Below are 21,422 nucleotides of genomic sequence, written 5' to 3'. Positions count from 1 at the left end.
ACCTTTTAACTAATTTGTTTAGAGCACTCCTGCAACTGCCTTAATTGGCTCGCGGAATTCAGGAATTCCACCAAACACATCACCAATGAGGCCGGATGTCGATTCGATTGTGAACATCTGGGTACCTGCATCAAGGGCTACTGCTGCGCATACGCAGGGAATTGCGAAGCCTCTTGAGTGCCTGGTAACGACGTGGTTACCGTTGAAGACACCAGGTCCACCGCCACCATAAATGGAGTGGCTGAAGAATGAGAACCCTACTGCGACACCCTGTGCTTTACCGTAGTCGCATCCTGGGAGACCGGTTTCCTTCTCAAGGATGTCGTTGAAGTAGAGAAGTGTTGAGGAAACGTTCTGAGCTGCACGTCCTGCACCACAGTTTACGAGAGTGGCTGCAAGGGTACCAACTGCTGCAAAGGCGTTCCACATTGGGACGTCGTTTGCCTTGTAGAATTTGTATCCAGAGGGTGCGGTCTTGTCAACGGAAATAACACCGGCTTCAATTGCCCTGCCAACGATTGATTCGATAACAGTTCCAATGGTACCGTTCTTGCCGTTTTCCTTTACAACATCGTACAGCACATTGTTGGCGTTGAGACCCTGGCATGCGAGACCGAGGAGCTGATGCCTCTCAAACATACCGACTGCGCCACCCATCTCGAAGATACCAGCCTGCTCATAGATAGAAGAGAGAGCTGATGCATTCATTGCATTCCTGTTAGCAATTGCTGCAACGTGGTTTGCCATGATGTTCCTGAGAGAGAAGCCAAGACCTTCGTTGTTCTGGGGGATGCTGAGAATGCTCTGAACCTGTCCGCCCATAAGGTCCATTGTCTGCGGGTAGCTTCCCCAGACAGCAGCCTTTACGATGGGTGCATCGTACATGTCGGTTCCGAACATGTCAATAAGAGTCTGGGTAACTGCTGCTGCACCGACTGTGGTGGAGGCCATATAGTCAGCACCAGCGATCATTCTGGATGCTGGGGCCTGAATGAGCAGGCTCTTTCCGCCTTTCAGGACTTTAACGTTTGTGTCGTCGCCTTCATCGACCTGAACATAGTTCTTAACACTTTCTGCAATAGCTTCAGCGTTGCCTACAACATCGTAGTTGAGCCCGCGGCCCAGGATCTGACGGCCCTTTCCGCCCATCTTGCCGCTGGCAAGTGCGCCCTGAATACCTGCGAGGTTGACTGCAACGGACCTCTTGGTGTCCATGATAATCTTTTTAATTGCTGCGTTTCTTGTTGGAGCAAGGCTCATTATGTCGACATTGCTCTCGAGCAGTTTTCCTCTGTCGTCGTAGATGTCTACTGTGTCAGACACTTTAATTTCCTCCTTAATTTATTAAAATCATTTTGGGACTGGTCACCTACTCAAGTGCTTTCGCACTCAATAAATCAAGTACCGCGTCGTTTTTAAGTGTCCACTTTCCCAATGAAATCTCATTCGTTTAGAAGGTACTTAAATCTTTTGTGTTCTCCGCTAGATGAATTCATGTATTTTTTTAAAATTCATTTTATTAAGACGAAATGTATTTTTCTAGAATTATATTAAAAAACAGCATCAATAGGAAAATGATTTTTTAACGTTGCTTAAAATTATCGGATTTTTGCCAAATGACTTATTTATATATTTTTCTGAGAAATGCCCAATATTAAGAAATTTTTTTCAAAATGTTAGAGTTCAACCAGCAGAATCATACCAAAAAGATTTAGTAATATCCTCATAATACGAAAGTTTGATATGGAAGTAGTTGTCGACGTAGGCGGAAATCCCGGGGTAGACTGCAGAGGCTTCTGCAAATACTGTTATTTTAAGAAAGTCAAAGAAGTTCAGCCCCTAGGCTGCAAGTATTGCCTCCCTTTTAAAAAAGGGTGTGATTACTGTACTCGCAGCGTAAAAGAATCGTATTCAGGCTTCAAGTCACTCCAGATGGTACTCGAAGAAACTGCAAACAAACTCTATTTCACAACAGGAGAAGTAAAAAAATTTACGGTCAGTGGAGGAGGAGATTTAAGCTGCTATCCCGAACTGAAGAATCTCATTATTTTTCTATCTCAGTTCGGCACCCCCATACATCTGGGATACACCAGCGGAAAAGGTTTCAGTAAACCTGATGACGCTCGATTTTACATAGATCATGGAGTTACAGAAGTTAGTTTCACAGTCTTTGCAACAGACCCGGCTTTAAGAGCCGAATACATGAAAGATCCTGAACCCGAAGCTTCGATTCAGGTTCTTCGGGATTTCTGTGCTCACTGTGAAGTCTATGGGGCAATAGTCCTCCTTCCGGGAGTAAACGATGGAGAGGTTCTTGAAAAGACCCTCAGTGACCTGGAAGCCATGGGTGCAAAGGGAGCTATTCTTATGAGATTTGCAAACTTCCAGGAAAACGGTTTGATTCTCGAGAATTCCCCTATTATTCCAGGAATAATCCCGCATACGGTATCTGAATTTACTGAGATTGTGCGCTGTTCCGCAGCAAAATATCCTTCCATGAGAATTACAGGAACACCACTGGAGGACCCCCTGATTGGTTCACCTTTTGCAATCCGCAACGTTCCCGAAGCCCTTTCAAAACTTCCCAGAGTTACCAAAAAAGCTACTGTTATTACCGGACAGGTAGCAGCCCCCAGGCTTACCGAAATATTTGAAGCTCTTGGAGGGACCGTAAACATAGTTCCGTTGAAAAAAGATATAGGTTGTCTGGCTACTATTGACGATTTCAAAAGCCTTGACCTCTCTGCGGTGACTGAAACTGTCTTTATTCCGGGAAGAGCTTTTGCCCATGACATGGAAGTTAAAGAAGCTCTAAAAAGAGATGGGGTGGACAGAATTGTGCGCAGAGGTCCAGAGAGCCTTTCCGTGGATGGGGAAATGTCCATAGGCATGACCAGAGAAGAGGTTCTGGAACTGGAAATAGAGAACTTCACGGAGCTCATTAACCAGATTAACTCTCTGGGATTGCCTGTAAAATGAAGCCTGAATCTACCATGAAGAATACATTAAAGTCGAACTCCAGAGAGAGCCAAACATTAACAAAAAAAAGATACCGATTGAAGTATAGATATTGAAACAGATACTATATAAATCTATAGTAAATTATATAATTCTGAAAAAAATCAATAGAAAATTATCCAGTTAAATAGTAGAGGTTTGGTCAGTAAAAAAAAGCCAGAGAATGAAAAGACCTCTTTTCCGGAAGAAAAAAAATCCTGCAGGGAAGTTTGGAGGCATTATTAATAAACATTTCTATTTCTTTCGGTTTTTAGACTGCCCTATCTCCTTCCAGAAGGTAGTAAGAAATTTTTTCAGATTTTTAACGCTCTTTGTTCTTCACCTTAGCGCGCAGATCCGGACATAAAATCTGAAAGTCCCAGCTGCTTAACCTTATGGTTTTCAAACAAAGAGCAGATGTCATAATCAAGAAGCTCGATCCTCTGTCTGGTATAGCTGGAAACTCCATACCTTTCTCCTATCTCTTTTGAGATTTCAAGATATTTGCGGACAGCGCCCTCATGTACAGTCAATACCACATTGCCTCCGCACTTGGGGCAGGCTCCGGTAAGCGGCGGACGCCTGAACTTCTCTCCACACTTGATGCAGCGCATCCGCTGTCTGGAAAAAGAACGAAGATTTCCGATCAAATCCGGAAGGAAATGAGATTTTAAAACCCTTTCGGCTACGTCAGGCGCGTCTACAGCCCTTATTCTGCTGGCCAGAGAGAGTTGAGCCTCCATTTTTTCAATCATACTTCCCAAGGTCTTATATGAAGAGTTAAGAGGACCCGCGGCAATATCTGAAGTATCATGCGTAAACATGAAATGCTCGTACTGCTCAGGTGTCCCGAGCCGGCTGCTGATAAGGTCCATAATGCTTTCAATTTCAGTCGGGTTTTTAATCTCCTCCGTAGCCCTGTAAAACTCAAGAGGATAACGCGCAGGAACATCGATATTATGGGCTTCCTTATCCACTTCCTTGGGGTCGATCCGGGTAGTCAGCACCAGAGGAGCATCCATCTTTCCTCCCCTTTTGTCTGGCAGATACGACCTTGAAAAATTAAGAATTCCATCCATAAGGAGCATTATGCAGTCTTCGTCCCCGTCACAATTTCTGCGTTTTGAAGCATGGAAAAAAGGATGAGCATAACCTACGGAAGCTTTCGTAAATCCTATAAGGCGTCCGAGTACTCCTGCGGAAGTATGAGGAGCAAGTCCTATGAGCAGTGCCCCCACGAGATCCTGGATAGTTTCAGCATTGTAATATGGCTCTACCTTGTAATACTTCACAAGAAGGTCGTCCACGTATTTTGCCGTGCGCAGCATGTACTCGCCCCCGTCATAAGAGATGACAAGATCCTGCACCTTCAAGCAGACAACCTGATCATCCCTCTCAAGGGATTTTCCATAAATATCCTCTATGTAACCGAGTTCCCGGAGTTTGGCTGCCGTAATTCCGAGTTCATCAGCCCGGATATGAGTAAGGGGAATATCGGACATGTCGTAGCGTACAGTCCCGTCCTTAAAAATGTAGACATCGTGTTTTGCGCGCAGGATTCCTTTTTCGAAAGGTTCTGGAGTCATCTGCCCGTTCATGAGCCGTTTTACTCCCTTGATTAAATCCATTTTTTCCCTTTCGCCAATGTTCTCAAAAGCCTGCTTGTAAATGGAACGGAAGTCCAGTTTTACGTTTGCAACGGAAGTCGGTTTTCTCCCGCACTTGGGGCAGGTCTCGGCACCCCTCACATCTATCTTGCAGCGGGGACAGGAAAGTTTGGGATTCGTAAATTCTCCGCATTCGCAGCGCCAGAAGTAAGTCTCTTTCCCGCATGCAGGGCATTCCCTCAGCCCCAGCTCCACTTCAATTTCTCCGATCTTCGCATTCATGCAAGAAGTATAATCTGATGCAGAGACAAGGTTGCGCGTCATTCCTCCTGCATTGTTTATAGGAAAAAGAACCTGAGCCGCAGGAGACATCTTGCGCAGGTCGGATTTTTCCGGCCTTCCCATTCTTGCCCCTATCCTTGAAGGAGCTCTGGGGTAAACCTTAAACCTGCTCAAAACACCTGCAGCTTCTACCATATTATCGGTATCCGGCATGCTGGCTTTTTCTCTCAGGGAATTATCAAGCCCTAGGCATAAAATAAAAGGAAGAGCCTCTTCGATAAGGATCTCACCTTCTTTTACCCTGTGCAGTACAAGAAGCTTTTCAAGCACCGGTTTTATGTTCTCTTCAACGGAAACTTCCAGGGGCAGTTTGAGGATTCCTTCCCCATCCAGCTCACCCTTCAGAAAGATCCCTTTTTCAACCACAAACCTTCTGAGAGCCTCAAACTCATTTCGGTTTATGTCATGCCAGAGGTAGGTGAATTTCGGATGCAATGGCACATTATATTCCCCTGCAAGCCTGAGGGCAAGAGTAACAGACGGGTTTTTCAGCTCTTCCTCAGGAATCATTTCAGGACAGGCTGCTTCGTAATCGTAACGCCACCATTCAAAAACATAAGGAGAAGGCATGAGAGGATGGTTATTTTCCAGGAAGTCCCCGTAGTTGATAAGAATTTCTCCTATATCGACAATTACTTCAACCTGCGGGCGGAGTTCATATGCTTCCTTTATATTATCTATACGGATAAGATCTCCCGAAAAAAGTCTTACAGTCGGCCCCTCTATTGAATCCACAGCAGACATTGCCGCAGCTTTTCCGGGCCTTTCAACCTTAAGCTGCGTCCCGTTAGTAATAAAATCATCAAGCAGAACCATACTCGCAGGACTGATCCCTGCCGAAGCAAAAGAAGTGTTTCTTGACCTCCCGTACCGCAGCCTGAAACCTCCTGGCCTTGAGGGGTGAGAGAATACAGGTCTTCCGGCAATCAGGTCGCGGATATACTTATCCTTTGGCTTGATCTTGTTTTTCTGCTCATCTTCAGCGCTCCCTCCGCTTTTAGCTCCTCCGATAAGCGTCTCGAGCCAGTCCCATCCGTCCATTTTCAATTTATTCACATGCTTTTTGACCTTCGGAGCCTTGAGGGCAAGCCCTTCGGCAAGCACAAGGCACATCCCTCCTCGGACGCGGTTTGTTCCTATCCTTTCGAGATCCCTGTGCCCTTCGACTTCGGCTTCTTCAGTTGGGTCCCCGTCAATGCAGACAGGGCAGTTCCGGACTATCAAACGGATTTCGTCTTCGGAAGGCGTATACTGCAGGCTTGCAACCCTTTTGTAAAGCAGGATTTCTTCCACATACCGCTCCACTTCCTCTTCTCTTGGCTTATAGCGGTCAATCCCTATCCCACGCCTCACATAATCGCCGACCAGGACAGAAAGTGCCTGTGCAGTCCCTCCCGCACTCCGGATAGGTCCGGAATAAAAGATCCTGATATATTGAGAACCGTCATCATTTTTCCCGAGGTCTACTTTGTCAATCCCTTCAATAGGAGCTGCAACCACCCCTTCGGTCAGGGTTGCCATGGAAACACGGATAGCGGCTTCCACTGCATCTTTCTTTGTAGGAAAGCTTCCTACCATCCCTTCGGCGACCTGTCGCCCGATTTCGAGAGCAGCCTCTTCCCTGGACATCTTTGTCTCAAGTTCCCGGATCTTTGCAGCAACTCCCTGGACCCCGATAAGGTTCTCGACCCTATCTGCAAGGTCTTTAGCAAGAGGAATTTCCACAACGGGCTTTGGATCTCCACCCCGGGCTCGTGCTCTGTTTGCAATCTCAATTGCCTCTTTTAACCTTGCCTCAAGCCTGTCGAAGTATTCATGCATTTCTTCACTTGCAATAGTCTCGCCCATCTTGAAAAGCCCCTTTTAACAAAAGAAAGAAAAAACTTATCTCTGCTTGCGCAGGGATCCGGCAGCGAAGAGTCCCTGCATTGAAGTCACAAAGAAAACAAAAACCCCTGCCCAGAGGAGATAATACCCGATATCAATATCAAGAATATTTATATTAAAAGTTGTCAAAAGCAGACCTGCAGCCAGGATTGCAAGGCTAACACCTGTCGTTTTTTTGTTCTGCTGCCGGACTTTTTTGTAAGCACGCATTTTTTCCATCCTTTCTCTTTTTTCCGCCTTCAAGAAGATCTCTCCAGATACCTGAACAAATAAAATAACTATCAAAATTTAAACGTCAAATATGAGTGTCAAACTCTCACTTATAGTCTTGCAATTTAACCGGCATTTCAGATTTAAACAACGTACCTTACTGAGGCAGTTTCTCTTAACCGGCTAAGGAGAGCAGCTCCAAGGCCTGAAAGGGAAAAGGAACCGTCAGCCAAGATTACATCAAGCCCTTTTGCGTCCAGGGCCCTGAGCCCTTCAAACAATCTCTTTGCAGCTTCTTCCGGCTCTTTGCGAGACCCCAGTAAAAAGCATTCGTGGGCACTCAATCCTTCAGCAGTAAAAAAACCTGCGGTCTCATTACTGAGGAAAAGTCCGACTTTCTGTCCTTTGCTCAGGCAATCTTTGAGCAGAATACCAATCTTTTCAGAAACCCTGTCTCTTTCCCCTTCCACAAGCACAACTTTCGTATCAGGAGTATAGTGACCGTACTTCTGGCCTGCCCGTTTTTCAGGTATAGACTCTCCGGCCCCGGTTTCAGCTCCCGAGTACATGGGCCTGACTTTACCTATAACCTTTTCAAGCTCGTCAATTCCCACAGCTCCGAGCCTGAGCACAGCAGGCGGTTCTACTGTCATATCAATCACGGTTGAATCAAGCCCTATGGCTGTTCCCCCGCCATCAATAACCGCATCAATCCTGCCGGTAAGGTCAGCCAGCACATGGATTGCCAGACTGGGGCTTGGTTTTCCAGAAAGGTTCGCACTCGGAGCAGCCAGTGGAGTGCCTGACCTTTTTACAAGTTCCAGAGGAATTCTATGATCAGGCATACGGAGACCTATTGAAGACAGGTTTCCCGAAGTGATTTCCGGAACAATATCGTTTTTCTCAAGCACGATCGTAAGGGGACCGGGCCAGAAAGCGTCCATAAGCCTGATAGCTTTTTCAGGAATGTTTTTTGCGATTTTTCCAAGATTCTCTCTAGAATAGATAAGGAGGCTAAGAGGATTCCCTGGCGGGCGTTCCTTTGCCTCAAAGATTTTCAGGACGGCATCGGGATTCAGCCCGTCTGCCCCAAGTCCGTAAACGGTCTCCGTGGGGAAGGCAACTGTTCCGCCCCTTCGAATAATCATCGCAGCCTCATCAAGAATGGCATCAAAATTCTCTTCGGAGACCCGGAAAAATCGGGTCTCTCTTTTTTTTCCGTTTTCTGTCTGCACCGAAGGTGAACTCCTTATTTCATTATTATCCTGCTATTTTTTCTACAATTCACAGCCTGTAAACGGCTCCACTTTTACTGATAGTTGTGCGATCTGGTTTGACGCAGCTGATTACTTTTTCAGCCATTTTCCGAGAGCGACTTCAAGTTCTTTGTGGTCCTTCGCATAATTCTGCAGGCTGATTCCTTCAAGGCTTGCCTCGAGGGCCTGCCTGCAGGCAGTGGCTCCGGCTGCCGTGCCCATCGGATGTGCATGAATTCCGCCGCCGAACTGCATAATAACATCTTTTCCGAAGATAGAGTAAAGGTCAGGGATCATTGTGGGGGCAAGTCCTCCGGATGCTACCGGAAACATCGGTTTCAGTCCTCCCCAGTCCTGGGCAAGGACATGCTGGCTTTCATCCGCGGGCACTTTGTTGAGCACGCACTGATCTCTGAGATTCAGGACTTCATGTTTTTCTCCATGCATCTTTCCGACAACAGTGCCTATGTGAAGCTGGTCAAGCCCTACCAGCCTGCAGAGCTTGGCAACAACAAGCATACTTATCCCATGGCGCGGGTTCCGGGTGTAGGCTGAATGCATGCAGCGATGGGCATGAAGAGCGAGCCCGGCATCTTCAGCTTCTTCGCGCAGGGTCTGAATTGCAGTCCAGCCCACAGGCACGATGTCGATCATTGCGTAACTGGCACCAAGGTCTTTAAGGACATTCATGCGGCGGATCATTTCCTTACAGGTCGGGGCAGTGACATTGCAGAGGTACATCTTCTTTTCCCCTGTTTCGGACTCTGCCTTTTCTGCGAGCTTCAGAGTAAGTTCGGCTCTCTTTTCAAAACCATTAAATTTCTGGTCAGTCAGATTTTCATCATCCTTAACAAGGTCGCAGCCCCCGGCAAAGGAGTTGTAAGCAACCTCAGCATGCTTTTCTGAGTTCAGACCGACTTTCGGTTTGACAATAGTCCCTATAAGAGGCCTGTCCTGCACCTCCACAAGTTTCCTGATCCCGGGCAGCCCGAAGTTCGGGCCTTTAAACGAACTGAGCATCGACTTCGGGAAGGTGATGTCCTGCAGCCTGAGATTGTCAACGATTTTCATGCTCAGGATATTTCCTGCAACAGCACTGAGAACCTGTGGGACAGAACCCAGTTCAAAGAGGTCTTCCGAATAAGCCACCCTTACAGTCTGAGCTTTCTCATCCGCAAAAAAAACATGGGGCTTCAGTTTCTCTGCAAGTTCGGGACTCAGTGTAGCAATCTCAGTCCAGGAGTCTATGGAACTTTCCCCTGCCATATGAGTGGCAGCTTCCTCAAAATTCACGCCTGCTGACGGTTCTATGTGAAATTCACAGATCAGATCTGTGCCCTTGGGGCTGTAGCCTATGTCTATGTAGTCCCTAAGCATGTTGTTTTCTCCATAATATAAATCAATTTATAATAAAATTAAGTAAAACCCAGTAAATACAATAATCTTCTTCGTTGAAGGAGGCAGTGTGCCTGAATTTCTGTAAAATTCTCTATACCTTTTTCCTCTTCTTTTTTGATTACTGTTCCATTATTAAATACTTATTTCCTGTAATCCACTCTTCATTAATATCAATCAGTATTGAGACTTGTAGTCTCAATACTGATTCCTGACTCGGGAATGCCCCTACTACCTTAGTTCTTCTTTTTATCTCCTTGTTAGTTCTCTCCATGATATTTGTTGTCCTTATTCTTCTCCAATGATTTTCCGGGAACTGCATATAATTCATTACATCATACTGGAAACTTTCAAGTGTATCAGCTGCGCTTTTATATCCCATTTTATCCAGTTCTCTAATCAATTCCTTTAACTTCTGACGGTCTACCAATGCTTCTTTTTTGGAACCTTTTTTAGGGCTTGTCTTATCAGATGGACATGACACATTTGCCAACTTGATCCAACAAAGGACTCTCTAACTGCTTTTTGTATTCCTTTATGACCATCAGAAACAATTAACTTGACACCTCTTAACCCTCTTACTTTAAGGTCTTCGAATAGATCTTGCCAGAATAGAGAGTCTTCACTGTCTGCTAATCTTGCTCCAAGAATCTCACGATAACCGTCGTCCCTGACTCCGGCAACTATGAAAAGAGCTTTATTTTCATAGTGAAGTCCATCTCTCACTTTGAGATAAGTCGCATCGATAAACAGATAAGGAATTTCGTGTTCTATTGGCTTTGATAAGAACTCTTCAACCTTTTGATCAAGTTCTTTAGTAATCCTGGAAACAGAAGAGGCTGAGATTCCCTCTACTCCTAAAGCAGTCATGATCTTATCCACCCTTCGGGTGGAAACACCTTGGAGATAAGATCCACTCACGGCAGCTAAAATGGCCTTTTCAACTCTTGAATACTTCTCAAAAACCTCTGTTTCAAAGGGAAACTCACGGAACTGAGGTTTTAATAATTCAAGTTCTCCATACTTGGTCAGGAGAGTACGGGGTTTGTAACCGTTTCTACTAGCTTTGCGAGAATCAGTCCTCTCATAACGTTTTGCACCAGATTGGAGGAGGGCTTCCTCCTCCATTACAAGGTTTAAAAACCAGGTAATTAACTGGCGAATTCCATCTTCCTGATCGAAAAGATAATCTTTTATAAATGAGACGACATTAACCATTGACTCTGCATCCTGTTTTTTTGTGGTGAAAGGAAAAGGATATAGAGTCAATCATATTTTACAGAACTTTCGGTACACTGCCTTGAAGGAAGTAACTGAAGATTGATAAAATTTATTTACTCATACAATAAGATATTTAATCGAAAATAAAAATAAAACAAAAAACGAAATTTGGCTATTTTATGTGGAAAAAGAAGAAAAAGAGATAAAGAGATGAAAGGAACTTCTGGAAATTAAAATTTTTCCTATAACCTTCCTTTAACCTTCTTTACTGCTCCAGCCTCAAAAGATTTCCTATCCCAAGACCTATGAGGCGGGTCTCTTTCTGAGCACCGAAACCCGGATCAAGGTCCTTTCTTTCAAGATCCAGACGGATCTGCTCTTTTTGAAGCCCATACTCGCTCATATGATCGAAAATCAATTTTTCCATAAGTCCCATTCCGTAGTCCACAGCCTCATGATAATTATCCGCAACTTTCCGTTCCAGTTCAGAGAACACGTGGTATTGCTCGGTTCCGGAACCCACCGGCCTGATCAAAATTTCACTTCTCTTGATAATGTTGCCAGCCAGAGCTCCTGCGGCATTACCTACTTCATGGAACTCCGGAACACGGATATCCGCATCAATAAATTCTCTGAGCTCGGGCACGTATGCTTTTACAGGAGCCCCTATCATTACTACCGGAATATTGATTTTGAATTTTGTGAAGCTGGAGGCTGACAGAAGTTTCTCGAGGTCTTCACGCTTGAAATCTTTTGTAAAAAATGCCAGCAGGTCAAGAGCGATATTCCTTCCGAAAGTCCTTTTTATTTCCCTTGAAAAGCTTTCAGGGTCCAGCCCAAGATAGCTGCCAAGAAGCTCTGCTCCAAGCAGTGAAGCACTGCTGTTCCACATCTCGTATTCTCCGAGCACATGCAGGGCATCCGTAGGTGTAAAACCTATGTGATAGATACAGCGCTTCTGGACCAGGGAGCGAAGAGCCTTTACAAACTGCAGGGGATGTTTTTCAACTGCTTTTGCAATCTCGGATACTGACATAGGTTCGTATCCTATAGTATCCAGGACCTGGCGTTCATTATTTTCCAGTTCAAACTCGATAGAGTAATTAAGGGCATGAATATCATCATCCGACTCAGGATTTCCGCTCCTGACAAAGAAACTCACTGGCTGAAAGATATCATCCATTATCCTGTCCGAAACTTTCTCGGCTTTCCTCAACCTGTCTTCAAGAGAAGGATATTCTGAAGCTGCAAGGCACAGGGGAATAACCCTGTTCGGACCGATGTAGAGTTTTCTCTGTACCCAGACGTGACTGTCTCCTCCCATAGCCGAAGTTCTTATTTTTACTGCCCTGACCATAGTTTTCCAGTTTCCCACTACAGCTCCGTTTTCACTGATCTCTGGAACTCCGTCTTCTATCAGAGCAATATCGGTGCTTGTCCCTCCCACATCCACAGCTACGCAAGTTTTCAAGCCACTTATATGGGCTGCCCCTACAAGGCTTGCGGCAGGGCCTGAAAAAATTGACTCCACAGGCTTTTCAAGAGCTTCTTCTATGCGTGTAAGGGAGCCGTCACATTTCATTACCATCATGGGAGCTTTGATATTTCTTACTTCCATTACCGATAGAACGGCCCGAATAAACTGAGAAGTTATCGGGATCAGGCGAGCGTTCAGAACTGCAGTTACAGCCCTTTCGTAAGCTCCCAGGCTTAGGGAAAGTTCGTGCCCGCAGACCACGGGTTTATCGGTCAGCTGTTCTATCGTTTTTTTCACTGAGAGCTCGTGTTCAGGATTCCGTGCGGAAAAGTAAGAAGATACGGCATATGAAAAGAGCCTGCCTCCGGTACTGTTAACGAACTGTTCTACAGATTTAAGGTCAAGGCAGCTAACCTCATTACCTTTCGAATCATGGCCGCCATCTATTGAAATCATTTCACGTGTCGGGATATCCCCTTTAACGGCATAGCCTGCAAGGATCAAACCTGCTGGATGACCTTTGCCTTCCAGTGTGGAGTTTGTAGAAAGAGTCGTGGAAACTGAGACCAGTTTTATATCCTTCAAATACTCCTGCTTTAAGCCCGCAACCACATTTTCTATCCCTTCAACCAGATTGGAATGCGTTGTTAGTGCTTTATTAAAATCAAGAATCCTGCCTTCTGAAAGATCCATTAAGACGGCATCCGTGTACGTTCCACCAGTATCGATTCCTAAACCGAGTCTCATAGTTTATAGTTTATTTTCAAAAAAATATAACATAGCCGACCAGGATTTTACAGGAGTATAAGGTTCTGATAGGGAATGAAATATTGAAGGGGATGAAATAATAGAAGTGGCGAAATATTAAAAGAAAAGAATAGGTGCAGACAACAAAGAAAAGAACAGTAAAAAAAGAGGATGAACGGTATAGAGGAGACGGATGAAAGAAACCTGGAATTCTCAGGACCCTCCATCTTAACCTTACCTTTATTCATCTTATATTCACTATCATAACTCTAATCATGCTATGCCTCTAATTATATTATACTGTCCACAACTCGCTCTTTTTCTCCTGAGGAGAAAACTCTGCAAACATGAAGACGCCAGCGTGTACATTCGGGTTCAGGAGCTTCGAGTTCAATGTAATTATAGCACTGTGAGGCTTTTCCCCGGACCTTGGACGAGCAGACCGTTCCTGCACTGACAACAAGCATGTCGTTTAATCTCCAGACCCAGGGAATATGCCAGTGCCCACAGAGCACAAGGTTGACACCTGAACGGTCCAGAAGCTCAAGAACATCCCCTGCGTCCACAAGCACATTATTTCCCCTGCCCGTCCTTGGAATTGGAATCAAATGGTGATGAAGGACGAAAACCTTAAAACCGCCTGTTGAGAAAGCTTTCTCAATCCAACCATAGTTTTCCCTTCCTATATGCCCTTCTTCAAGTTCCGGCTGAGAGGAATCAAGTCCTACAACTGTAACTTCTCCAAAGCATCCGGAAGAAGACCTTGCCTTGAAAATGTCCTCAAAGAAAAGGTAACCTGCATTTCTGGAGTCATGGTTCCCTGGAACTATTACCTTGTTTTTGCATTTGATCCTGTCAATGAAGTCTTTTGCCCCATTATACTCGGCTGCGAGCCCGTCTTCTGTAAGATCACCTGTAATTACAACAATATCCGGGTTATCCTGATTTATTTTTTCAAGCATTGCGCCTGCAATCTCCGGGATATAGTATGCCTCTGAGAAATGAATGTCTGAAAGATGTACTATTTTTATAATGTCTATTACCTCTTTGTCCTGCATATTTGCGTTTCTGACTTTTCAGAGTAAGAATTCGCGGAGCGTAATATATAGTTATTCGATTTAGTCTACATATTAGAAAATAAATAAATAAAAAAACAAATAATCTATAGTTAGTACATACCCAGATCGGATCTATAATAGGGTCAGGTTAAACCTGGAAATCTAACTTGGAGAGCTAAATAAAAAAAAATTGAATAAGAAAAGAATCTGAAGGCAGCCTGAAGCAAGGAAAAAACAAAAAAACTAAAGCATAAGCCAGAAATCCGGAAAAATCAGAATTAAAACCTGAAATTAAAAAACTGAAAATAAAATAAAAAGTAATAAAGTGAATGTATTTGAAAAACACATTCCTTTTATCTTTGGTTCTTTATCTTTATTTCTTTTTCTTTGGTACACTTTGTGGTCCGAGTGTTGGGCCGTACTCGTCAAGGCAGGTAACTTCACAGGGTTTTACTCCAGAGCGGTAAGCTGCCTTGCCTATCATGTGACCTGATATGGGAGCTGTAAGCAGGATAAAGACCGCTACAGTAAACGCCTTTACTCCCATGGGGGTATACCCCGCCTGAATGATGATGCTCAGCAGAACTCCCAGAGCACCAAGGGTTGCAACTTTGGTTGTTGCGTGCAGCCTGTTGTATACATCAGGCAAACGCAGCAGACCGATCATTCCAAGACAGAGGAATATTAGCCCTACCACAAGGAAAAAGATACTGATTATATCCAGTATAGTCCCGATTATAGCCATTACAGCACCTCTCCTGTATCAAGATATTTTGCTACTATTACAGTTCCCACAAAGGAGATGATTGAAAGCAGCATAGCCACATCCATAAGGAAGATCGAATTCCCCTGGAAAGCGTAGAGTGCAAATATCATCGCAAGAACATTACCCACGGCATCTGATGCTGCAATCCTGTCAGGAAGGGTCGGGCCGTATAGAACTCTGTACGTGCTCGGGACCAGAGCTACTACCATAACAACCAGTGCCAGGAAATTTGCCTGTTCCAGTGTGATTATCATTCGAATGCCTCCAGTACATAGTGTTCAAGGTCGTCTCTTATGGAGTCACGAACGCCTTGTGGATTGGTTGCATCGATAGAATGCACATACAGGATCGACTTGTCGTCCGAAATGTCTACTGTCAGGGTTCCGGGGGTAAGTGTAATGGTGTTGGCAATACCCGTAATTCCGATATTGGTTTTTGTCCGGATTGGAACCGCAATAATTCCGGGTTTAATATCTATCGTGGGTTTGATGACGATTTTTGCAACTACTATGTTAGCTTTTATGATCTCTTTAATAAGAACATAAACATACTTGAGCTTCTTGGGAATCTTTGAAATCCAGTCTCCTGTAGGGTGTACTACTTCATCAAGCCTGTACAGCTGGCCGAAGGGTGCTACAACCACAACTCCAAAGATAAGACCAAGAAGTATACTGCCAAGAGTTATTTGTCCGCTGACGAGGCACCAAACAACTGGAAGTGCCATATAGGTAAGTGTACGACGCTTCATCTGATCATCCTCACCATTACTGCATCAATATAAGGCTGCGGATCAACAATCTGGCTTGCAATGGTCTGTGAGAACTGTACGACAGGCTCGGGATATAGCCCGACAATCAGTACAATCGCTGCCAGGAACAGGATTGGAGCTACAATCAGGGGAGACAGTTTGTGGTGAGAATATTCTCCGTACTGAGCGTCTCTTTCTCCCCAGAATATAAGCATCCAGCCTCTGAACATGTAAAATAGGGTAAAGACTGCAAAGATCAGGGCTATTCCTATGGGTAAGTAGAACTGTTCTCTAAGACCTGCATCAAAGAGCATAAACTTGGAGATGAATCCTCCCATCGGGGGCACTCCGCCAATGGACATTGCTCCTACCAGGAAAGCAGCACCCATCAAAGGAGCTTTGTTGATCATGCCTCCCATCTGGCGCATATCCCTTGTATCGGCAGTGTGGATGATTCCACCCGAGGTAAGGAATAACATGCTCTTGGCAAGTGCATGGTTTATCAGGTAGATTACGGACGCAGCAAGGATTATAGTTGCACCCTCAGTCTCACCGGCTACGTTTGCCATTGCTGCCATCCCAAAGCCCAGGAAGACGTATCCTATCTGGGATACACTTGAATAAGCCAGCATGCGCTTTACATCCGACTGACCTACTGCCGAGGTTGCTCCAAGAGCTAGGGTGACCAGAGCCATGAAGAGAATAATTGGCCCGTACACTGCCTGGAAAGGAGCAAATATCATAAAGAGAACTCTGAGTATACCGTATGCTCCGATCTTTATGATCACACCACTGAGCATTGCACTGATCGGGGACGGAGCTGTGGGGTGCACATCCGGAAGCCAGTAGTGAAGAGGGAACATTGCTGCCTTACCACCAAATACGATAATAAAGAGCAGGCCCACTGCATACAGGTGCCACGGAACAGTCCCTGCCTCAGCAAGAATCCTGATCTTAAGGGTAATGTCTGCCATGTTCAGAGAGCCGATGGATGCGTATAGTGACGTGACTGCAATCAGCATCACATTACCACCGAGAATGTTCAGGACGAGGTACTTCATTGTAGCTTCCATCTTGTCCGAAATCTTCGTAACCTTTGAGGTTTCGTTTGCAACTATCAGAGCTGCCGAAGAAAGCAGCATTATTTCGAAGAAGACGAACATGTTGAAGATATCCCCAGTCAGGAATATCCCGTTGATGCCTGCAAGCATCAGGTTGTAAAGAGAGTGGTAGGTCTGGTTCAGGGATCTGTCTTCTATGTAATCATAGGAATAAATTAAGCCTAAAAAGCCAATTAAGCAGTTCAGGACAACCATCCCGGCACTCAGCAGATCGGCTACAATTACTATTCCGTATTTTCCGAATTCTCCTACATCATATGCAATAATCCCATTGTTCCAGACGGTTATGATCAGGAGTACGCTTAAGCATAATAAACCAAAGCCAACTACAATATCGATTGCCTTTTGCAGCCCTGGACTGCCTTTGGTCAAGATTGTGACCGGAGCCATTAACAGAGGGATAGCAATCAGGAACATTGGCAGATTATCCATTAAAAAGCTCATTCTCGAAGCCTCCTGAGTTCCTGGACATCAATAGTACCATATTCCTCATTGACGCGGTAGCAAAGAGTCAATACAAATGCTGTGGTTGCAAGCCCGATCACAATTGCCGTGAGCACAAGAGCCTGCACAAGAGGGTCCACGAATTCTGTATATGGATTGGTTGTTATCGGTCCGAGAATTCCAGCTGTCAGGTTATCGTTATAGATAAGACCCTGGTTAAGACCTTCTAAAGCCTGCTCGTGCTCCAGAATCGGTACAAGGGTACCTTCACTGAAAACTCCGCCTCCGACGATATACAGGTTAATGGCATGGGAAATTATACCGAAACCGATGATAACTTTCATCATGTCCCTGCGGAGAACCAGGAAAGTTCCGATCCCGAAGAGCAGAGCGATTGTAAGCTCAAGGAAAAAATTATTCATGTTCTCCCTCCGGGCCTTTGTCAGTTCCTAATTTAGTTGCAATAAACAGCAAACCCCCAACCACTACGAAGTACACACCGAGGTCAAAGAACATCGATGAGACCAGTTCAAGCTCAAACAGGTGCATACCTCCTATTTCTACGGGAATGAAATCAAAAGCGCTTCTGAAGTATTTGTGACCTGCAGATAATGGAGACCAGGCAGTTATGCTTGCAAACAGGAGCCCATATCCAAACCACATATGCCAGTCCGGGTTCCAGATCTTCTTGATATCATCAAGCCCGTATGCGACATAGATAAGTCCGATTCCAGCCGCACACAGTACACCGCCAATGAAACCTCCACCTGGCCTGTTACCTCCTATAAGCAACAGATCTATCGAATACAGCATATCAATCATCAAACAGATCTTTGCGATTGTTTGAGTAATTACAGTGGTTGAGGCCATTATTCCTTACCTCCCTTCACCTTTTTTGCTCTGCTCAGGATAAGGCTGTACACCCCAAGGGCCGCCAGGGAAAGGACTGAAATTTCTCCGATGGTATCATACCCTCTGAAGTCCACGACTATCACGTTAACTACGTTAAGTCCGCCAGTCATTGCCAGAGCCTTCTCCATGAAGTAGTAATTGAAGGTCTCGAACGGGGCCAGTACTCCCATATTTGCATTTAACATTACGGCAAGAACCCCAAATGAGACAACGCCTGAGATTAGCAGGTTCACCATAACCTTACCTGCAGGCATAGGCTCCTTGAACTTCTGGGGAATCTTCATGAGTACCAGGATGAAGATAATGGTTGACAGTGTTTCTACACAAACCTGGGTCATTGCAAGGTCAGGAGCTTTAAGGTATATGTAAAGCAGGGAGACCAGGAAGCCAAGCTCGGAGAGGGATATTACCGCGGGCAGATATCTCGGGAGAAGCGCAGCACCAAGCGCTGCCAGGATCATCAGGGAGTAAAGTACGATTTCATAAGGCTGAGCATTGTAGTTTATTCCTGCAGGTAGGAGGTCGCCAACACCTATACCCAGGCCTATGCTAAACTTATACACCGGCCAGAATATCAGGAAAATCATGAAGAGTAGTGTCATCTTGACATACACTCCAATGGGTCCTGGCTGGGTTATAGCTGCGAACTTGTGAGCTATTGGTTTTGCATTGTTTACAATTGCATCGTACCAGTAGTTCACACTGATCCAGGGAAGTTTTGCATTGAAGCTATTCTGCCAGGCAGCTATTGAGTCATAGAACTTGTAAAGCACAATACCAATGGCAAAGGTTGCAATTGTCATCAACAGCGGTGTGGTAACTCCGTGCCAGAGCGCTACATGTAAGTGTTCCGCATCCGGGACAAGACCGCTGTAGGCAGGCCAGATCAGAACCTCTATCGGGAACTTTGGGTAGAGCCCGAAGAAGATGATCAGACCCACAAGGAAGACTGCCGGAGCGAGCATAACCCAGGGAGCATCATGGACATGGTGAGGGACGTCGTGATCATGGGTTCTGTGCCCAAGGAAGATCCCGTCTACCAGCTTAATGGAGTACATAAGGGTGAACACACCGCCAGCCACTGCAACAGCGGGGAAGACAAAGGCCCACGGACCTCCGTAAGTTTCTGACACCAGTTCTCCGATTTCAAGAGAGGTCTCGTAGAACATTTCCTTGCTGAGGAAACCATTGAGTGGAGGAACACCTGCCATCGAAGCTGCTGCAATTACTGCAACTATGAACGTTTTAGGCATTTCCTTACGCAAACCACCCAGTTTTCTTATGTCTCGAGTAGTCGCTTCATGAGCCACAATACCTGCCACAAGGAAGAGGGTAGCTTTGAAGGTTGAGTGGTTTAGCAGGTGGAAGGTTGCTGCAGCAAAGCCAAGCCCAGGATGTTCTGCAGTACTGTACCCGTACATGGTCATCAGATAAGCCAGCTGGCTGATTGTCGAGTAAGCCAGGATAGCTTTGATGTCGGTCTGCCTGAAAGCCATGAAACCTGCCATCACCATGGTGATCATACCTGTTCCTGAAACAAAAATCAACCATTCAGGAGTACCCGAAAGGATGGGGTGCATCCTTGCAACCAGGTAGACACCAGCCTTGACCATTGTAGCCGAGTGCAGGAAAGCACTGACAGGAGTCGGAGCTTCCATTGCGTTGGGCAGCCATATATAGAACGGTCCCTGAGCAGATTTGGAAGCGGCTCCAAGGAAGATCAGGACCAGGACTGCAACATACAAAGGACTTCCGTGTAGTGTTGAAAGGAGTTCGGAGCTCTGAGCGACTTCAGAGATCCCATAGGTGCCTGTAACAACCCTGAGCATCAGGAAGCCTGCGAACATTAGAAGTCCGCCACCGGCAGTTATTAGAAAAGCCTTGGTTGCACCGTATACGGATTCCGGTCTTTCTCTCCAGTATCCGATAAGCATAAAAGATGTTATACTGGTCAGTTCCCAGAAAATAAACATCTGGATAGTATTATCTGTATAGGCAATGCCCAGCATTGCACCCATAAAGAGTAAAAGCCACTGGTAATACCTTGGCAGGTCTTCCTTTGTGGACATATAACCGTTTGAATAGGACATGATGATAACACCAACGCCTGAAACGATTAATGCCAGGAGAACGGCCATGCCATCTCCGTAAAAGTCTAAGGATAGACCAGCTGCCGGCAACCAGTTAAACGAACCCTTTACAGGAGTGCCTGCCATAGTGTACGGGATTACCTGAGCATTCAACACAAAACACGTAAATGCAATGAGTGCCGAAATCCAGCCAATCCTCTGTTTGAATACACTATATAATACAGGTAATGTCCATGCGAGTATAAATGGTAAAAAGACAGCTATTACTATTGCATTAAATGGATCCATGAATCATCAACCCAACCTCTTTTTGGTTATTAATAGTGAATACTAGTCAGGTTCAAAAGTTTCAATCCAGAATTCAATCCACATGGGAAATAAAGATATAATGTAATCTTATATTTTCCTCGCGTATACTCTTTTGTCATATAGTAAAAATGTTTCGGTTTTTACTGGACGCATCTTCAGTATCAAGCAAACCTTTTGCGTCTAAAATTGCATGAGAAATCTTCCCAAATTATTCCCTGATTACAGTAAATACCTCCCTTTCAAAACTGCAGATTTTCACTTAATTTAAATCACATCCCACCTTTCTCATTGGAATTTTAGCTTTTCTCCGTTCTTAACGCTACCGATTTAATCATATAGGGTTTAATGGAATGTATGTCAGTACTCTAAATCACAGCTAAATAACCTCAAAGATCAAAAACCGATAGCATCAGGTCTACTAATTCCATGTAGATTCCCAAATATTTGAAGATTTCCAAAAAACACTATCAAGAAAAATAGCAATTTCGAGAAAAAAAATATGAAAATAAAGGTCAGAAAAAAGTTTTTTACCCTAATGAGTAGCAATTTAATCGAAAAAGTTGATCAAATTAATTAATAAGTTATCCCCCCGATCAGTACAATTAATTTGAATCATTAAAATTGTGGATGAGGAAATTTAATTTGAGAAAGCAACAGAGAATGATTCATTAATGAGTTCATTTGAATTAATTCTGTTTTAAAATATATGTAATTGCATATCGAAAAATTGAAACCTGGATGTAAAATGAATCAAATAGATAAAAAAGGGAAATCTGCACATTGAAAGTAAAAAAAATCAAAATAGAAGGAAACTCAAAAAAAAGTTTTTTGTCAA

General features: G+C 44.7%; 15 protein-coding genes and 1 pseudogene. 1 reads left to right on the top strand and 15 read right to left on the bottom strand.

The window, feature by feature from the left end:
• Positions 1-18: 18 nt before the first annotated feature.
• Positions 19-1,323, bottom strand: coding sequence for a coenzyme-B sulfoethylthiotransferase subunit beta (gene mcrB, locus MSHOH_RS00440; RefSeq protein WP_048136659.1), 1,305 nt, complete (start codon positions 1,321-1,323; stop codon positions 19-21).
• A 420-nt stretch (positions 1,324-1,743) separates the two neighbouring features.
• Here mcrB and mmp10 point away from each other — a divergent pair, with 420 nt between their 5' ends.
• Positions 1,744-2,979, top strand: coding sequence for a methyl coenzyme M reductase-arginine methyltransferase Mmp10 (gene mmp10, locus MSHOH_RS00435; protein WP_048136658.1), 1,236 nt, complete (start codon positions 1,744-1,746; stop codon positions 2,977-2,979).
• A 362-nt stretch (positions 2,980-3,341) separates the two neighbouring features.
• Here mmp10 and MSHOH_RS00430 read toward each other — a convergent pair whose 3' ends face one another.
• The 14 genes and pseudogenes from MSHOH_RS00430 to mbhE all read right to left on the bottom strand — a co-directional run bounded on the left by MSHOH_RS00430 (position 3,342) and on the right by mbhE (position 20,566).
• Positions 3,342-6,794 (bottom strand): DNA polymerase II large subunit, encoded by a 3,453-nt coding sequence (locus MSHOH_RS00430; protein WP_048136657.1) that lies wholly within the window; start codon positions 6,792-6,794, stop codon positions 3,342-3,344.
• A gap of 36 nt (positions 6,795-6,830) precedes the next feature.
• Positions 6,831-7,076 (bottom strand): hypothetical protein, encoded by a 246-nt coding sequence (locus MSHOH_RS00425; RefSeq protein ID WP_048136656.1) that lies wholly within the window; start codon positions 7,074-7,076, stop codon positions 6,831-6,833.
• 110 nt (positions 7,077-7,186) lie between these two features.
• Entirely contained in the window at positions 7,187-8,278 is a 1,092-nt protein-coding gene (locus tag MSHOH_RS00420) for an L-threonylcarbamoyladenylate synthase (RefSeq protein WP_048136655.1), read from the bottom strand.
• 111 nt (positions 8,279-8,389) lie between these two features.
• A complete protein-coding gene (gene rbcL / locus MSHOH_RS00415; RefSeq protein ID WP_048136654.1) occupies positions 8,390-9,676 on the bottom strand; it encodes a type III ribulose-bisphosphate carboxylase in 1,287 nt (428 codons plus the stop codon).
• A gap of 139 nt (positions 9,677-9,815) precedes the next feature.
• Positions 9,816-10,963 (bottom strand): annotated as a pseudogene (locus tag MSHOH_RS00410) (IS256 family transposase).
• A gap of 217 nt (positions 10,964-11,180) precedes the next feature.
• Positions 11,181-13,139: a hydantoinase/oxoprolinase family protein gene (locus tag MSHOH_RS00405; RefSeq protein ID WP_048136653.1), complete on the bottom strand. Its 1,959-nt coding sequence runs from the start codon at positions 13,137-13,139 to the stop codon at positions 11,181-11,183.
• Between the two features lie 290 nt (positions 13,140-13,429).
• Entirely contained in the window at positions 13,430-14,197 is a 768-nt protein-coding gene (locus MSHOH_RS00400) for a metallophosphoesterase family protein (RefSeq protein WP_082089181.1), read from the bottom strand.
• A 373-nt stretch (positions 14,198-14,570) separates the two neighbouring features.
• A complete protein-coding gene (mnhG, locus tag MSHOH_RS00395; RefSeq protein ID WP_048136652.1) occupies positions 14,571-14,942 on the bottom strand; it encodes a monovalent cation/H(+) antiporter subunit G in 372 nt (123 codons plus the stop codon).
• The gene (locus MSHOH_RS00390; protein ID WP_048136651.1) at positions 14,942-15,217 is read right to left on the bottom strand and encodes a cation:proton antiporter; all 276 of its coding nucleotides are present in this window, start codon (positions 15,215-15,217) and stop codon (positions 14,942-14,944) included. Before MSHOH_RS00390 ends, mnhG begins: the two co-directional genes overlap by 1 nt.
• A complete protein-coding gene (locus MSHOH_RS00385; protein ID WP_048136650.1) occupies positions 15,214-15,711 on the bottom strand; it encodes a Na+/H+ antiporter subunit E in 498 nt (165 codons plus the stop codon). Before MSHOH_RS00385 ends, MSHOH_RS00390 begins: the two co-directional genes overlap by 4 nt.
• Positions 15,708-17,276 carry a proton-conducting transporter transmembrane domain-containing protein gene (locus MSHOH_RS00380; RefSeq protein ID WP_048136649.1) on the bottom strand — a complete coding sequence of 523 codons (1,569 nt, stop codon included), beginning with the start codon at positions 17,274-17,276 and terminating at the stop codon, positions 15,708-15,710. The genes MSHOH_RS00385 and MSHOH_RS00380 overlap by 4 nt, the downstream gene beginning before the upstream one ends.
• Entirely contained in the window at positions 17,273-17,698 is a 426-nt protein-coding gene (locus MSHOH_RS00375; protein WP_048136648.1) for an NADH-quinone oxidoreductase subunit K, read from the bottom strand. The genes MSHOH_RS00380 and MSHOH_RS00375 overlap by 4 nt, the downstream gene beginning before the upstream one ends.
• Entirely contained in the window at positions 17,691-18,146 is a 456-nt protein-coding gene (locus MSHOH_RS00370) for a monovalent cation/H+ antiporter subunit B (protein ID WP_048136647.1), read from the bottom strand. The genes MSHOH_RS00375 and MSHOH_RS00370 overlap by 8 nt, the downstream gene beginning before the upstream one ends.
• Positions 18,146-20,566: a hydrogen gas-evolving membrane-bound hydrogenase subunit E gene (gene mbhE / locus MSHOH_RS00365; protein ID WP_048136646.1), complete on the bottom strand. Its 2,421-nt coding sequence runs from the start codon at positions 20,564-20,566 to the stop codon at positions 18,146-18,148. The genes MSHOH_RS00370 and mbhE overlap by 1 nt, the downstream gene beginning before the upstream one ends.
• Between the last annotated feature and the right edge of the window lie 856 nt (positions 20,567-21,422).

The organism is Methanosarcina horonobensis HB-1 = JCM 15518 (assembly GCF_000970285.1).
GTDB classification, from domain to species: Archaea; Halobacteriota; Methanosarcinia; order Methanosarcinales; family Methanosarcinaceae; genus Methanosarcina; species Methanosarcina horonobensis.
This window is presented reverse-complemented; position numbering and strand designations above follow the sequence as displayed.